The sequence below is a fragment of the Peribacillus acanthi genome, assembly GCF_003073175.1.
GTDB classification, from domain to species: Bacteria; Bacillota; Bacilli; order Bacillales; family DSM-1321; genus Bacillus_BN; species Bacillus_BN acanthi.
Genome location: NZ_QBBX01000026.1, coordinates 1 through 16905 on the forward strand (window position 1 = coordinate 1; position 16905 = coordinate 16905).

At 36.2% G+C, this 16905-nt stretch carries 17 protein-coding genes; all 17 read right to left on the minus strand.

The features are described from left to right. Positions 1-308: 308 nt before the first annotated feature. Complete coding sequence (locus DBX25_RS18785; protein ID WP_108672291.1) at positions 309-1121, minus strand: histidinol-phosphatase; 813 nt, start codon at positions 1119-1121, stop codon at positions 309-311. A 66-nt stretch (positions 1122-1187) separates the two neighbouring features. After that, positions 1188-1916, minus strand: coding sequence for a peptidoglycan DD-metalloendopeptidase family protein (locus DBX25_RS18790; protein WP_108672292.1), 729 nt, complete (start codon positions 1914-1916; stop codon positions 1188-1190). A 349-nt stretch (positions 1917-2265) separates the two neighbouring features. Further along, positions 2266-3474 carry a hypothetical protein gene (locus DBX25_RS18795; RefSeq protein WP_108672293.1) on the minus strand — a complete coding sequence of 403 codons (1209 nt, stop codon included), beginning with the start codon at positions 3472-3474 and terminating at the stop codon, positions 2266-2268. After that, entirely contained in the window at positions 3446-4000 is a 555-nt protein-coding gene (gene sigX, locus DBX25_RS18800; protein ID WP_108672294.1) for an RNA polymerase sigma factor SigX, read from the minus strand. Before sigX ends, DBX25_RS18795 begins: the two co-directional genes overlap by 29 nt. Positions 4001-4170: 170 nt before the next feature. Then, a complete protein-coding gene (locus DBX25_RS18805) occupies positions 4171-5964 on the minus strand; it encodes an ATP-binding protein (protein WP_108672295.1) in 1794 nt (597 codons plus the stop codon). Continuing rightward, positions 5961-6677, minus strand: a complete 717-nt coding sequence (locus DBX25_RS18810; RefSeq protein ID WP_108672296.1) for a response regulator transcription factor — start codon at positions 6675-6677, stop codon at positions 5961-5963. The genes DBX25_RS18805 and DBX25_RS18810 overlap by 4 nt, the downstream gene beginning before the upstream one ends. A gap of 124 nt (positions 6678-6801) precedes the next feature. After that, on the minus strand, positions 6802-7980 hold the full coding sequence (gene ccsB / locus DBX25_RS18815; RefSeq protein WP_108672297.1) for a c-type cytochrome biogenesis protein CcsB: 1179 nt from the start codon (positions 7978-7980) through the stop codon (positions 6802-6804). A 14-nt stretch (positions 7981-7994) separates the two neighbouring features. Beyond that, positions 7995-9623: a cytochrome c biogenesis protein ResB gene (gene resB, locus DBX25_RS18820; protein WP_108672298.1), complete on the minus strand. Its 1629-nt coding sequence runs from the start codon at positions 9621-9623 to the stop codon at positions 7995-7997. A gap of 16 nt (positions 9624-9639) precedes the next feature. Then, positions 9640-10167 carry a thiol-disulfide oxidoreductase ResA gene (gene resA, locus DBX25_RS18825; RefSeq protein WP_108672299.1) on the minus strand — a complete coding sequence of 176 codons (528 nt, stop codon included), beginning with the start codon at positions 10165-10167 and terminating at the stop codon, positions 9640-9642. Positions 10168-10264: 97 nt separating this feature from the next. Then, entirely contained in the window at positions 10265-10999 is a 735-nt protein-coding gene (locus tag DBX25_RS18830) for a pseudouridine synthase (RefSeq protein WP_108672300.1), read from the minus strand. Between the two features lie 423 nt (positions 11000-11422). After that, positions 11423-11956 (minus strand): spore maturation protein, encoded by a 534-nt coding sequence (locus DBX25_RS18835; RefSeq protein ID WP_108672301.1) that lies wholly within the window; start codon positions 11954-11956, stop codon positions 11423-11425. Then, a complete protein-coding gene (locus tag DBX25_RS18840) occupies positions 11956-12549 on the minus strand; it encodes a nucleoside recognition domain-containing protein (protein WP_108672302.1) in 594 nt (197 codons plus the stop codon). Before DBX25_RS18840 ends, DBX25_RS18835 begins: the two co-directional genes overlap by 1 nt. Beyond that, the gene (locus DBX25_RS18845) at positions 12542-13693 is read right to left on the minus strand and encodes a D-alanyl-D-alanine carboxypeptidase family protein (RefSeq protein WP_108672303.1); all 1152 of its coding nucleotides are present in this window, start codon (positions 13691-13693) and stop codon (positions 12542-12544) included. Before DBX25_RS18845 ends, DBX25_RS18840 begins: the two co-directional genes overlap by 8 nt. A 538-nt stretch (positions 13694-14231) precedes the next feature. Then, the gene (locus DBX25_RS18850) at positions 14232-14720 is read right to left on the minus strand and encodes a YpuI family protein (protein WP_108672304.1); all 489 of its coding nucleotides are present in this window, start codon (positions 14718-14720) and stop codon (positions 14232-14234) included. A 100-nt stretch (positions 14721-14820) separates the two neighbouring features. Continuing rightward, positions 14821-15231 carry a hypothetical protein gene (locus DBX25_RS18855; RefSeq protein ID WP_108672305.1) on the minus strand — a complete coding sequence of 137 codons (411 nt, stop codon included), beginning with the start codon at positions 15229-15231 and terminating at the stop codon, positions 14821-14823. Positions 15232-15520: 289 nt separating this feature from the next. Then, the gene (gene scpB, locus DBX25_RS18860) at positions 15521-16096 is read right to left on the minus strand and encodes an SMC-Scp complex subunit ScpB (protein ID WP_108672306.1); all 576 of its coding nucleotides are present in this window, start codon (positions 16094-16096) and stop codon (positions 15521-15523) included. Beyond that, positions 16086-16850 carry a segregation/condensation protein A gene (locus DBX25_RS18865; protein ID WP_108672307.1) on the minus strand — a complete coding sequence of 255 codons (765 nt, stop codon included), beginning with the start codon at positions 16848-16850 and terminating at the stop codon, positions 16086-16088. The genes scpB and DBX25_RS18865 overlap by 11 nt, the downstream gene beginning before the upstream one ends. Positions 16851-16905: the final 55 nt, after the last annotated feature.

Consider the following 16905-nt stretch of genomic DNA (forward strand, 5'->3'; position numbering starts at 1 on the left):
GCCAAACTAGTTGATTGGAGTGGAGGGTGCTTGACTCCTGGGGGATTAGCAGGACAGGTGAGATCCCGCAGGAGCGTTAGCGATGAGGAAGCTCACCGCCTGCCCCCCGGAAAGCAAGTGCCTGGAGCGGAAATCAACGTATTTTAACCGCATTCCTATCCAAAAATGACAAAAGACATCGAGAGGGAGGCCTCTCGATGTCTTTTGTCGACAATCTGAAGCGTGTTAACTTTAATGGTTAACACGCTTTTATTATTGTAGAGTAGTGTCAAGTTATAACGTATTGGAGTGTGGTTCCACTATCTTTCTTAGCCTAGTGGAAATTCTGTTCTCTCTCCTTTTGAAAATGTCATTAAGCTTTTATAGCCTACCGATTTAGCTAATGCAATAGCTTGATCAAAATCAGCTCCGACATGTTCAGGAAAATGGGCATCCGAAGAAAGGACAATAGGAATATTTTTATTGAAACACATTTCCAGAAGTCTCTTATCAGGATACAATTGTCCAATAGGTTTTCTTAATCCAGCTGTACTTATTTCAACACATGTTTTAGAATTTCTTAACGCTTCTGTTGCCCGATCATATTGCTCCAATAAAAAATCATGATCAGTAGGAATGTATTTGAAGATTTTCACAAGGTCAATATGTCCGATGATATCGAATAAGTTTGATTCCGCCAAGGTGACAACCTGATCAAAATATCGTCGGTATACGTCAATAATATCTCGACGGTCCCATTCATCTATGTATTCTTTAAGATCAATGCCAAAATCATCTATCCAGTGAATCGAACCTATCACATAATCAAATGGATAGGCGGATATAAACCGTTTCATTTCTTCATGCTTACCCGGTGTATAATCCATCTCAATTGACATTTTTACATCAATTTGAGCATTCCAAGCCTCATAGAAGAGATTTTGATAATCGTCCATATCATAGTATCTTCGTGGATTGACCCAGTCATTTTGAAGAATGTCAGCCGTTTGATAAAAATGATAGGCATGCTCAGAAATACCGAAATGTTCAATCCCCATTAACTTTGCTTGATTGGTAAACTTCTTTAAATAATCCAATGTAAGTGTGCCAGTTTCCAAATGATTATGATAATCCGTCAACATTCCAATTCCCCCTTTACCACTTTAATTATACAAAGGGTAAAGGGGGAATCATAGCTAATTTAAACTTTAATGATTACTTAAAATGACATCCTTTGTTTTCGCATCTTCTTTATGTGAAACAATCAATAGCTGGTCGCTGAATATCGTATCCTTACTTAAATGGTTCATTGACTTTAGTTCTTCAATGGAGGTGCCATATTCCTGAGAAATTGACCATAGTGTTTCACCACTAGAGACGTGGTGAGTGATAAATTTGTCTTCTATGTTCGAACCCTGAACTGGTATCGCGGCCTTTGTCGACATGTCGTCAATATTAAGAACTAGTAGTGGATCTAAACTATTTTCTTTTTCAAATGTCCATTCTTTTTCATGGACTTCAAAATGTAAGTGAACCCCTCGTGATCTACCTGTATTTCCCATGGTACCAATAGGTTGACCCTTTTCAATTGTCTGACCTTCTTCTACAAAACGTTTATTTAAATGTGCATAGACTGTCTCATAGTTCCCATGCTCAATAAAAACCACATTTCCATATGTATTAGAGTAATAAGATTTTGATATAATCCCCTCATCTACTGCCACGATATTACTGTCTAATTCCGCAGCTATGTCGATACCTTTATGAGACCCTTCTCGCGTTCCATAATGATCGGTAATGACACCATCAGTGGGCCATACCCACTGTTCCATAGTCCTGTATTCTTCCGCATGCCCTACGCTTCCACCTAAAAATAGTAATCCAATACAAGCTGCAATAATTAGCGCGATTAGAATTCTTTTTCCGTAGTCCAGCATTTTCTTCCTCCTTTAATCGCTCGTCCATCCTACACTATGAATTCTATTAGTAAAGTAGAACATATTTATTGGGAAAACATCCCTTTGAATAGACTCACGTTTTTTAGATTGGACAAAGTCCTCTCTATTTATTCATATTCTCTATAATTGAAACAACGAGATATTATATTTCAGAACTATTTGTACATATTCATAAAAAATTTACCCAGCTAACTCTTTGTGTATTTACTTTCCTTACGACGCCACCGATAGCAAATTTCTGGGACGGAAATCAAACTATTCTCCTACTATACATTTATAAATGACAAAAGGTATCGAGAGTTCGTACTCTCGATACCTTTTTTTACAGTTAATTTACTTTATTGGGACGGACGAAAACGGTCATTTCTTGATTCATTTTGAACATACCTACTTGTGCGATGGTTGGATGTTCAAACATAATCGATTTAAACCCAAATTCCCTAGCAGTGAGCACCATTGCTTCTAGTGCCTTAATAGTCAGTTCTGATTCATCAAGAAGTGTCTCAGCTGTGAATGTTACGATTGCTCGATGGCCCTCTTGCTTCACTGAAAACTGAAAGGTCTCTGGGATAGAAGAAGAAATATATGAAACATCTAAAGGCTTTTTCATTTCATTTAATGCTACTTCGAAATCTTCATAATTAGTTAAAGTCGGTACAATGAACTTTTTTGTTTCCTCACTGAATTGATAAATCAAATAACCTCTTTTACGTTCAAATGGTAGAATTTCAATTTCTGTTTCAATTCCGTAATTTGAAAATTCAACACCTGGATTGCCTTCCTGACTGAAAGTGATTTTTTCAATCCCTGAGAATCCAGCTGTATCTTTTAGAGCCTCAAAAAATGTGTATTCCATGTTGTTAAATGGATGTCCTTCTAACAGATCCACATTTAATGTTCTTGTTTCCTTGTTAATTGTAAGATTTGTTGACGGAAGGGGATAATATTCCGCTAAACCTAGCTCTAACTCATTTACACCCTTCATGGCTTTTTCAAAACTCTCAACCATAGGTGTCCCTTTCGTTTCAATTCCTTGTTCAGTGAAAGTGATTGGTACAATATAATTCACATTTGCATCAGGAACTGCTATTGTTATTTCGCTTTGATTATCATTTTCTTCAGGGACAATGATAGAAGCTTCATTGGAGATACTGGTGATTCCTATTTTCGGCTCCTCAGAGCTTTTATCCTCCTGTTTCTTTGTTATTGTCATTTCCTTTTTAGGCTCCGAAGACGATTCCTTTTGTGAGGCACCATCTTCACTTGTAGCTCTCGAACCTTCTGACACTGCTATTTTACTTTCAGAACTTTTACCGCCTGATGGATTATTAAAGAAATAGGATGAGGTTATGATACCAAATAGGAAAACCGCAGCTACACCTGCCATCGCCGGAAGCCATCTTTGAACCGACTTTTTCTTTCTAGTTGCTTGTTGAATATTTGCGAAAATTTCCTGAGGACTTCTTTCGTCCTTTATCTTAGGTAATTTTGAAAATAAATCTTCAACATCATGATCTGTCCATTGTGATCTTTTCAAGAGGGCTTCCCTCCTTTCCTACATTGGCCTCAAGAATTTTCTTCACAGCTTTTAATGCTCTATGTTGTGTGGTCTTCACTTTACTTTCTGTCCAACCTAAAATCTCCGCTGTTTCTGTAATGGACAGGGATTGGATATAACGAAGAATGATGACAGATCGTTGGTCGACTGTACATTCATCTAAACTTTTATAAATCCATTGTATTTCTTCTTTTTGAAGTGCGATTTCTTCTGGTATTGGATGATCATCCTTAATTTGTTGCTTATCCCAGTCAAAGTTCTCCATCAATCTTTGCTTCCAGCTTTTTTGCTTTCTGAAATGGTCAATAGCAGCATTTCGTGCAATTGAATATAACCATGTCCTTTCACTGCTTTTCCCCTCAAATTTTTGATAGGATTTGTAGACACGAATATACACTTCTTGAACAAGATCTTCTGCGGTTTCCTTGTTCTTTACCATATAGAATAAAAATTGAAATACATCATGATGGTACTTTTCGTAAAGATCCTGGAAAACGGAGTCCATATATCCCCCTCCTCCGTTATTATATTAGTCGTAACGTTATGTACAAAAGTTACACTTTTACTATAGTCTTTTTATATAAAAAAAGGAAGAGTAATCCAGCACTCTTCCTTTCGTCATATCATGTCCAGCGTTTCTCATGTAACGAGATTTTTCGGCACATTCTTTCAATTTTACAAAATCCCAATCGAATGTTGGGGAATGGTAAAAGTAAATGTCGTACCGTGATGAAGTTTGCTTTTGACTGAAATATCCCCACCATGAGCAGTAATGATATTTTTAGCAATCGCTAATCCTAGACCAGTGCCAGATTCACCTCTTGTTCGTGCTTTATCTGCCTTATAAAAACGTTCAAACACAAACGGTAAATCTTCTTCAGGTATGCCTGTGCCAGAATCACTTACTTCTATTACGAGATTATGTTTTTTATCAATTGATTGTTTTATCGTTACGAACCCACCATCGGGAGTGTGTCGAATCGCATTATCAATGAGATTTGTCATAACCTGTTCAATCTTATCGCCATCGAAAACCCAGATGAGATTTTGATTTTCGATTTCACTTTCAACTTGAATATTCTTCTCCTTAGCAAGACCAGTAAATTTTGAAGAGATTCTTTTAAAATATGGTTGCAGTAAAACTTCTTCATAACGCAAAGTGATTCGGCCTGCTTCCATTCTTGCTAAATCTAATAAATCATTCACTAGTCGACCCATTCTCAACGATTCATCATAGATGATACGAGCTAATTCTTTCTTTTCTTCCTCTGTACCTGCAATATCATCAATGATTGCCTCGCTATATCCTTGTAACATGGATATAGGCGTCCGTAGTTCATGGGACACATTTGCAATAAAATCTTTACGAAGCTTATCTAGTTTTCTTTCTTCGGTCATATCACGTAATACAGCAACTGCACCTCTAATACGTTTATTATTGTATAGTGGACTTACAATAATAACCCAATGATGACCTTGCAGAGAAATTTCACCAGTTTGTTCACTTTCTGTTTCGACGGCTTTTTCAAAAAGCTTCATTAATACAGATGGAGCTTCTTTACCATCTGCAATAAAACCTTTTTCGTAGTACCAATATTGTAGAAAGGTCTCTGCCGGTGGATTGGTTGCAAGAATTGCCCCATCCCTATTTATGGTCACCACACCATCCGCCATACTACTTAAAATGCTTGATAGATTCTCTTTCTCTTGACTTAAAGCATTCATATTAAAGGTTAGCTGTTTACCCATTTGATTAAAAGCCGTTGCAAGTTCCCCTATTTCATCATGGGTTAAGATTGGAACTCGCGTTTCAAATTTTCCTTTTGCTACTTCAAAGGCAGCTTCCCTCATTTTTCGTAATGGCGCTGTTATTCGAGTCGATAGGAAAAAGGCAAAAATCGTCGTTAGGACTATAGCAACGCCTGCAGCTAACAAGATGAATTTTGTTGTTGATTTAACGGTTCGTTCCATTGCAGTCATTGTTTGATAAATGAATATATATCCCTCTTGGTTATTTAAGACCATTGGGGCACCAACAATAATAACTGGTATTTGTTCATGACTTTGTATTTCATCTGAAAAATCACTAAGTAGTAATTCTTTTTGTACTATTTTTCTGTCTATGAATATTTTCGACAGTTCAGGGTCTCTCTTAATTTCTGATAGAGATAGTGGCGGATCAGAAAAGGTTTTTGATGCAATGACTTTATTATCTCCTTCAACCACTATAATCCTTGTAGAGCTACCGAGTAATTGGGATGAAATCTCCAAAGACTCATTCGGATCTTTGTGTTGCCTTAATATTTCTACAACCCTACTTGCCGTTACAGTCAGCTCGTCTTCCACTTGGTTAATATGGAAATTTTCAAAGAATTCTAGAAGCAAAACAGTTAAAATAAATAGCACAAATGATACTAGCAGTAGAATGGTAAGCCATAATTTCCCTACTACGCTTCTCCAAAAAATCATTCATTCACAACCTCAAACTTATAGCCTACACCCCAAACAGTTACAATCATCTTTGCAGCCTCTTCGGATACTTTATTCAATTTCTCCCTTAACCGCTTTACGTGAGTGTCAACTGTTCGTAAATCACCAAAAAATTCATAATGCCAAACTTCTTTTAATAATTGTTCACGATCAAAGACCTTATCAGGCGACTTGGCTAAAAAGTAAAGTAATTCATATTCTTTTGGCGTCAAAGAGACTTCTTTTCCATCCGCAGTAACGCGGTGTGCATCATTATCAATCGTGACATGTGGAAAGACAATAACATCCTTCGCTGTGGTATCTGTTTGTAAATATGTTGTTTTAGAAGAACGTCTTAATAAGGCCTTTACTCTCAGGATGACTTCCCTAGGGCTGAATGGTTTTACAATATAATCATCCGTTCCTACCTCAAAACCTTGCACTCTATTCATTTCTTCGCCTTTTGCTGTAAGCATAATGATTGGAGTGGATTTTTTCTCGCGAATTTCACGACAAACTTCTATACCATCTTTACCAGGCATCATTATATCTAACAAGATTAAATCGTAATCAGTGGACTTAGCTTTCACTAAAGCTTGGTTTCCATCCTCAGCTTCATCAATCATGTACCCTTCTCTTTCAAGATACATTTTCAACAATCTACGAATACGCTCCTCATCATCCACAACAAGAATTCTAACTGTTTGTTCCATTTCATCCACTCCCTTTTTAATCATGTTTACAAGTACCTTATAGATTTTAATAGCGGGTCGTTGTTTACAAAAAGGCCTCACATTTGTGAGACCTTTTATTTGTCATGGCTTTTTTCATTTGCACCTAAGCATATGAATGAAGACCAGCAATTACAAGATTTACAACAATGGTATTAAACATCATAATGCCAAAACCTACAACTGCTAACCAAGCAGATTTTTCTCCATGCCATCCTCTAGAAAGACGCAAATGTAAGAAAGCAGCATAGAATAACCAAGTAATAAGTGCCCATACTTCTTTAGGATCCCAACCCCAGAATCGGGTCCAAGCAATTTGCGCCCAAATCATTGCAAATATTAATGCTCCAAGTGTAAATACTGGGAATCCAATTAATACAGATCGGTATCCTATTTCATCCATTAAGTCTAATTTAACGTTTCTAACTAAAGGTTGTAATGAATGTGCGATTCTCTTACGAAGTACCACACGTAACAATCCGTAAATAATTGCTCCGGAAATAAGTGACCATATCACTGTATTTAACTTCTTTGCATTTATTAAGGCAGGAACTTCAAAGATTGGCTCCATCTTTCCTGATGTTTTTAGTTCATTTTCATTGAAACCTACAATGGCTGGTAATTGATAGGTTTCTTCTACAGCATTACCCTTCTTATCAACCCAATCAAATTTCGCTTCATATCCTTGCATTGAGAAAATAGAAGTAATAATGACAAATCCTAGTGTAGCAATCAAGCTGAACATGACTACTTCAAGCCAAAATGTTTTTTTACTCTTTTTTGTTTGATCAATTGCTCTCACTAAGTAAATAACTCCTGCAGCAAAGCTAAGAGCAAGGATAGATTGTCCTGCAGCAGCTGTTGTCACATGGATATGCAGCCAGTCACTTTGCAAAGCAGGTATTAACGGTGAAATTTCCCGAGGGAACATACTTGCATAAGCAATTACCAATAAAGCAACTGGTAATGCGAAAACGCCTAAAACTGGAGTTTTATAGATTAAAAAGATAATGATAAATGCCGCGACCAGCATCATTCCAAAGAATGTTATAAACTCAAATAGATTACTAACAGGTGCATGCCCTGCCGCAATCCAACGAGTAATAAAATATCCAAGTTGGGATGCAAATCCAATGATGGTCATTACGATTCCAAATAGACCCCATTTATTTAGCTTTATTTCTTCTTCTGGCTTTTTTATCTTAATGGCACCGCCAAAAAGGAATGTAGCGATCAAATATAAGATAAAAGCAATATAAAGCAAATTACTACTTAATTCCGCCACATCTGTCCCCCCTATTAAGTGGATTTCTCTTCTTGCACTTGGTCAATCGGTTCACTTAGACCTAGATCTTTTATTGTAGTGGATATGTCTTTTTTCAACCCATACCAATTCTTATTTGTATGTGCAGCGATCCAAACTTGTTGTCCCCTTCTTTGGATCCAAATTCTTCTATGATTCCAATATGCGCCTTGGATTACACCAATCATAAAAATCGCTCCACCCAAACCAAGGAACCAAAGTGTCTCATCTTTTCTCACAGTCAAAGCAGAAACGTTTTTATATTCAATACCATTGAATTTCATTTTATAAATATTAGCTTCTCCACCGCCAGCCTCTACATTTTGACCAATAGCAGCAAAACTAATTTCTCCTTTAGGCTTATCAGGAGTTATCATATTAAAGACGAAGGCTGGATTGTTCGGTATTCTTGATTTTGTTGAAGGAACACCGTTTTCATCAAACTCAAAATCTGGAAGGTATTTTTTCAATTCAACAATATAACCATTACCTAAATCATAACGTTCCTTCGGATTATACAAGTCAATGGTCAAATCACCATATTCCTTACCATCACTTTTACGTGTAAGTTTAAAACTCATTTTATTGAATTCATTCAATTTATAATCCACTTGGTAAAGTGCATAAGAATCATGTTTCAACGGTTGATTGACCCTAATTTCATGATCTTTAATTTTAATTAAATCTGCATCTTCACCTGGAAGCGTTTCTTGACTTCTTTCGTAAAGGGTTACATCAGTCTGGAAGTTTTTAACTACAGACCCCTTCTTTTCCAAAGCAGCTTCAAACACTTTGTCATCTTTTTCTTTATCATAAACGTCGAGGTGAAACTTATCACTCTTCAAGTAGTACTGGCCTTCTGTACCTGGAATCTCTTTCGTTTCTCCTTCTCGGATCCAAAGGATTTTATCTACATACATCCCTGGAACGAATCGGAGCATTGCACCTAATAAAAAGATAATGAGTCCGATATGGTTCACATAAGGTCCCCATCTAGAAAAACGACCTTTTTCTGCTAATAATGCACCATTTTCTTCTCTTACATTAAAACGTCGTTCTTGCAAACGAGTTTTTAATGTCTCAAAATCCACATTATCGGCATCCTCTGTAATTCCAAAAACTCGCTGACGTTTAAGAAAACCCTCGTGTCTGTCTACCCTTTGTGTCTTTAAAGCACGGTAAAGTGGTATCACGCGATCTAAACTACAAATTACAAGAGAAATACCGATTGATGCAACCAGAATTAAGTACCACCAAGAGCTGTATAAATTATGGAACCCTAATTCATAATACAGTTTCCCTGCCCAACCATACTCTTCTTCGTAATGAAGTTCTGCTGGGACTGTAGGAGGTATGTACATTTCTTGTGGAAAAATCGTCCCTATCCCAGAAGCAACTAGAGTCAAAACGATTAACCATACCCCAACCTTTACAGATGAAAAGAAATTCCATATTTTATCAATAATTGTTTTATTATAAGTTTGTGAACGGCGTGCAGTACCTTCATAACGCATATCGACTAGCTTTTGTTCTTTAGTTTCCTCGTCTAATACCCGTCCACACGCTTCGCATAATACGGTACCTATCGGATTGACATGTCCGCATTCGCATTTTACCTCATTCATTTGAAAAACTCCCCAATTATGGTTTTATTCTCTCCATAAGATCTTGAATATTTTTCTCAGTTAAAGTACCTGTTATAGAATCAACGACCTTGCCTTCTTTATCTATGAGAAATGTTACAGGGAGAGGATTGACCTTATATGCGTTTTGTACTTGACTCTTCTTATCAATCAATACAGGGAAAGCTAAATCGTGATCCTTAATAAAGCTCTTAACCGCAAACTCAGATTCTCCTACATTGACTGCTAGAATTTGTACACCTTGGTCTTTATAAACCTTATATTGATTATTCATATATGGCATTTCCTTTTCACAAGGTTTACACCATGTTCCCCAAAAATTCAGGAATACTCCTTGTCCTTTATAATCGGAAAGCTTGTGTTTATTTCCCTCCATATCTGTTAATACAAAATCAGGAGCTAGACTATTTAATTTTACTGCTTCGTTTTCTTCCTTTGTAAAATTGGCATACAATGTGTACGCTAGGGCTGCGCCTAAAAGAATGAGGATAATGGTCCTCATAATCAGACGTTTCTTTTTGTCCATACCTATCCCCCTAATTTACAATCTTCCCACCCATTATAGCATTTAATAATATCTTCACATTGTTTTCAAATATGAAGGTTGTGTGACAAAATGATTATCATTTTTTATTTGGTTTTGCTGAAGCTAATGCTCTTAACTGTTTTACCTCATGAGGACTTAGCTCTCTAGCATCACCTGTTCTTAAACCTTGTAATGTCAAAAAGGCATACATTTCCCTTTTCAGTTTCACAACAGGGTGCCCAACAGCATCGAACATTCTTCTGACCTGTCTATTACGGCCTTCATGGATAGTTATCTGAACAATGGTGGAATCTTTCTTTTTATCAGCGGATAAAACCTTTACTTTAGCAGGTGCTGTCATTCCGTCCTCAAGTTTTATTCCTTTTTCAAGTTTTCTAATACTTTCACGCATAATTAGGCCTTTAACTTTTGCCACGTAAACTTTTTCAACTTCGTTTTTTGGATGCATTAGTAGATTGGCGAATTCACCATCATTAGTTAACAGCAATAATCCAGAAGTATCATAATCTAGTCTACCAACAGGATAAATTCGGGCGTGGATGTGTGGAAAGAAATCAGTTACTACTTTTCTTCCTTTATCATCATCGACAGCAGAAATAACGCCTCTTGGCTTATATAGCAAGAAATATACAGGTTCTTCCCTTTGAATTTGAACTTCTTCAACCTCAACGCGATCTTTTGAAGTTACTTTTGTTCCTAATTCCTTTACAACTACCCCGTTAACCTTTACTTTACCAGCAAGTATCATTTCTTCCGCTTTTCTTCTGGAAGCTACACCAGAATGAGCAATTACTTTTTGCAATCTTTCCATCTATATCACCTCTAACATATTACTTTCATGTCCATAAATTCTCAAGCAATAAACAATTATGACACATTTGACATCAAAAGAGAAATAAAGGTTTTATAAAACATAAGTTCTTTTTTTATAGATTATTATTTTTATACAAAATCTGTTGATTGCAAAGAGGTACTTACTTTCCGCTGGAAGGGTAGGGAGGCTCCTATACAATACCGCCTGTGGATTCTCTCACTTCACTTTCTTCCCGCAATAGTCAAGTTCCCTCTGCTACAATCAACTCACAGTATGCAAAAAAATAAAGCTGATGAAGCAACTAAGCTCATCAGCTATATGTAAAAATTTTCTTAAAAGAGTTATCTATAGTTTCAGAAAATATCCCCAAACAAAAAAGCCTGTACTTTATTAAAAGTAGCAAGCCTTTTCGTAAAAATATTAACTTCCAAAAATAAGTGTGATTATGATGATAGCTGCAGCAAAACCAAGTAGATCTGCTAACAATCCCACCTTTAAGGCGTCTCCCATTTTCTTTATACCTACCGCACCAAAATAAACCGTCAAAACATAAAAGGTAGTATCAGTACTTCCTTGAATAGTAGAAGCCAATCTACCAATAAACGAGTCTGCTCCATAAGTAGCCATTAAGTCACTGGTCATCCCTAATGCTGCTGTTCCTGAGATTGGTCGGATAATAGCTAATGGAACAACTTCTGCTGGTACACCAATTGCTTCAAAAGCAGGCTTCAATAAATGAACAAAAGCATCTAAAGCACCAGAAGATCGGAAAACAGAAATTGCTACGAGCATTCCTACTAAAAACGGAATGATAGAAAATGAGATGGTTATTCCCTCTTTTCCACCTTCTACAAAGCTCTCGTAAGTTGGTACTTTTTTATAAGTGCCATACACTAAGATAAAAGCAATAAGTATTGGAATTATCCAGAGGGAAATCATAGTGATCCACTGCATTAGTACCCTCCGTTCCTCTTACGTTTATGATAATAGTAGCGATCGATAAAAATTGCCCCAATAGTTGAACAAATTGTCACCAATATTGTTGGCATTACGATATCAGTCGGAGATGATGAATGATGTGTCATTCTAATAGCAATCACAGTTGTGGGAATAATCGTGATGGCAGAAGTATTTAATGCCAGAAAGGTAATCATTGACCTGCTGGCGACATCCCTTCCACCATTGAGTTCTTTTAGTTGTTCCATTGCCTTGATTCCAAGTGGTGTGGCAGCATTTCCTAATCCAAAAGTATTCGCCATCATATTAGATAAGATATACCCCATCGCAGGGTGGTCAGGCGGAACATCCGGAAATAATTTAGAAACAATGGGCTTAAATAATTTGGATAATTTGGTCAATAATCCTGAGTCTTCTGCAATTTTCATTAAGCCTAGCCAGAATACAAGTACACTCATTAGTCCAAAGCACAGCGTCACAGCGTCTTTTGCACCTTTAAATAAAGCTTCGTTTACTTCCTCAATGGTTCCATTAAAGATGGCATAAACAATTCCAATTAACGTCATCCCTACCCAAATATAATTAACCATTGTTTTTCAAACCTACTGTCATAAAAAATAAGGATGTCCAGCTTTTAAAGAAAGTACTCTTCCATGTTTGAGCATCTGGTTCATAAAAAATATTTCTGCTTCCAATTGCTTCTCCATTAAGGTAGACAACTGCTTTCCCTACTTTTTCAGGAAAATCTGTGTCTTCCACCCATTCCTTTGAGGGTTTTATTAATTTATACTCAAGTTTAATTTGTTTTTTCTCTTCAAAGTTTAATGGATATTGAAACGAATTTTTAATTACAACTTTATTTTTATATTGCTTTACATTTATTTCTTCAATAGTGTCTTCGTTTAAAATTTCAACTACATCAAATTGATTAAAGGCAGATTCGAACATATTTCTATGATCATCCCAATCGTTCGGGTCATCTAATGTGACAGCTATTAAATGCATATCGTCTTTTGTTGCGGTTGAAACAAGGGTTCTTTTCGCTTGCTTCGTATATCCTGTTTTACCTCCGGTTGAATACTTATAAAGCTTCAACATTTTATTTTTATTGTGCCACGTATAATCCCATTTCTCATGTGGATTTGGTGCTTGATGAACTTTAGTAGAAGATATTTCGCAATATGTAGCATTCTTCATCGCGTATCTTGTTAATAGTGCCATGTCGTATGCACTTGAAAAATGATTTGGCGTATTATCTAGTCCATGAGGGTTGGAGAAATGACTATTTTTCATTCCAATTTCCGATGCTTTTTGATTCATTAAATATACAAAACCTTCCATACTGCCACCAATATACTCTGCAATAGCAACAGCTGCATCATTTCCTGAACGAAGCATTAGCCCATAGACCAAGTCCTTTAACTTCATTTTTTCACCATATTGCAAATACAAGGTAGAGCCTTCTGTTCCAATTGCTGTGTCACTGATTTTAACTGTTTCATTCATTTTCCCGGATTCTATAGCCAATATTGCGGTCATAATCTTCGTAATACTAGCTATTTTTCTTTTTTCATGAGCATTCTTCTCATAAATGACTCTACCGCTTAACTGTTCCATTAATACAGCACTCTTCGCACTAACACCGAAGCTCTCCGCCCTTGCCGTATTTGGAAGCAAGGAAAATAGCAAGGCTGCAATAAGGGCAAATAAGATTCCTTTATTCAATATACGCATGGCTACCTCGTCCTTTTTTATTTATTTATACAATTTATGCACAAGGACAAGTGTTATGAGATTTTTTTATAAAACAATTTGAACGTATGTATAACGGTTTACTAGAATGACTTGTGTCTCTGATACAAAAATTAGCGGCAATCCCATTTTTATTCTCGAATGTGTTCAATGGATTTCCGCTACAGGCGCTTACTTTCCGGGGGCGTTCGCCGAGTCTCCTCGTCACTTGACTCCTGAGGGGTCTCGCCTGTAACGCTAATCCCCCAGGAGTCAAGCACCTTCCGCTACAATCCATAAACTGACTTTTACCAAACAATAAAATAAGAAATTCCTTCTCTTTGGTTTGATTAAGTCACCAAAACACATTTGGAGATAGAAAACGATTACTGCCTTCTTCGTAAGCAAAAGTATACAACGGTGAAAACCATTTTTATTAGCCCCATTTCTTCTCCTAAAACTTAAAATTCCGTAGAAACAAAAAAACTGACTCTAGTAATCGTCTTTCAACGACCTTTTGAGTCAGCCTTCTCTGTTACCTCTATTTAGATTGCATCATTTTTGTACGATAATCCGTTTCATAATACTCGAGATCCTCACGTACTTGTTGGAAGCCACTTTCAAGTCCCTTAACTAAATTAGAGATACTTTCAGGTACCTCACTATGGAATTTGATTGAATTTTTCCCTGTGTAGGCTGCACGACTATCTTCATACCATTGATCATTTTTGGGGGAAAAGAATTCTTCTACGCATTGATGATAAATCTTATAAAGTGTTTTCTCTGCAGCACCTTTAGGAAACTCCTCATTTTTAAGGACAATCTTGCAGGTTTCCAATCCATCTTCACAATTTACAAGAAGCCTTCTTAGGTTAGAAAGAATGCTTTTATAGTAAGTCTCATCACCGCTTTTCTCATCCTGTAGTTTAGAATAGGTAGCCTCATTTAAGTACGTTTCCAATTTTGAAACGGATTCTTGTAAAAAAACTTTAACATCTTCCAATTGTGTTTTAACCATAGTATTTCCCAATTCCAGCACTCCTTATATCTAGTTTTGGTGGGTAGTAATATAAACACAGAGAGTAAAAATAATTAAAATTGAATCCCTACTGGCATTCTCTTCTACTCTTTTACCTAACAAATTCTAAAGGAGAATCAAGCTTATAACTTTGGTTCACATTTAGAGATTTGAAGATTTCTTCGAACCTTTCAAGTTCAATCCCTTGAAAATGGCTCTCAAATTCTCTTTGTGAACTGATATATACCCTTTTTCTATTCCGATAACCAGGAAATTTAATTAAACAAGCAAGAGCTACTAAATCCTTAAAAAATACAGGGCTTTCATTTACTGTAAAAACCGGATCCTGATTAAATGGAGTATATGTACTAATGTGCTCATCAAAATATCGTACATATAATACATGTAAAGTTTTCTCTTCACCGTCCTCTATATAAGTCACTTCTGATCGGTTAAAAAAATCTTCGGATGTATTCGACTTTTCCTTTTCTAATTCATACCCCTTGCATAATTTAAGTAACATTTTATTCCCTCGCATTCCTATAACTATAAAACATTGTATGTACTATTCACATTATTTTAACACAATTCAGACAATAACACTTATAATCTACTGCTAGTTTCACATAAATAATATCTGTGACTGTTAACCTGTTGAATTCAGATAATACGGCTTACATCCGCGGCCTTAACTGGATAGTCCTTCTTGCAGCTATCTCATAAAAAAATGCAACCAATTTTATGATAGGAGTCAAGAAAAAACAGCCTCCAATAATTGAAGGCTGTCTATAAACTATGCGATATAAGAATATTCATTCACTGTTGTGTAAGCCAAAAAATAAATCAGCCTCATTTTGTTCAAAGGATTCTTCAATGGCTTCAGGTAACTCTGGAAGTTCTTCGATAGATTTTAATCCGAAATAATCTAAGAACTCTTTAGTAGTTCCATAAAGGATTGCCCTACCAGCTCCTTCAGCTCTACCTACTTCTTTTATTAATGCTTTTGCACTGAGGGTTTGCAATGGTCGTTCTGTTTTTACCCCTCTGATTTCTTCTATTTCCGCACGTGTGATTGGTTGTTTATAGGCAACTATCGCAAGTGTTTCTAAAGCAGCTTGTGAAAGGGTCTGTGTACCTGGTGACTCTACAAGTTTTTTTAGGTAGTCAGAATGCTCTTTTTTAGTGGCTAATTGGTATACACCTGCCATCTCGATAATTTGTATCCCACGTTCTGAATTCGCATACTCTTCTTTAAGTAACTCAAGCCATTCGACAGATTGTAAGTCTGTGACATCCATTACCGCCGAAATTTGTTTAATAGATAATCCTTCATCTCCAGCGGCAAATAAAAGTGCTTCGAGTATGCCCTTCCATTCATTATGATCCAACTGTAACGACACCTTTCTTTAGAGCTATTACAATATCTTCAAAGTTATTATGTTGCTCAACAATAACTTCATCAATCTTCATCAACTCCAAGATTGACAGAAATGTTACGACAAGATGTTCTTTATCTTCGTATGGGAATAAGGAAAAGAAACTAATTCTTCCTTTTAATTTCTTTATTTCCTCCATCACTTCGTTCATTCGTTTTTCAATTGAAATTTCTTGTCTTGTAATCTTTGTATGCAATGGTTTTTGTAGCTTTTGTCTTCTTAGAAGTTTTTGAAAAGCACCTAGCATATCATAGAGAGAGACATTCAAATCTAGTTTCTCCGGTTGTAACTCTATTGTTAATTTAGATAGATCACTAGGAGGTTTTGTAAAAATAAGACCTCTTTCGGTTTCAAGCTGCTTAAACTCTCCAGCTGCCTCTTTATATTTCTTATATTCTATCAATTTTTCAACCAACTCATCACGGGGATCTTCTTCGTATCCAAACTCGTGTATTTCATCTTCTGCTTCTTCCTCATGTTTTGGTAACAGCATTTTACTCTTTATTGCCAATAACGTTGCAGCCATCACTAAATATTCACTAGCAATATCCAGCTGTAGCTCCTTCATCGTGTGTATATAAATCAAGTATTGTTCTGTTATTTCCGAAACTGGAATATCATAAATATCAATTTCTAATCGGTTTATTAAATGCAGCAGTAAGTCCAATGGACCTTCAAAAGCATCGATTTTCACATTATAAATCATTTCGCTCACCATTGGTCTAAAGTTTTGCCGTTTCCCTTGAAAATTCGACTATACA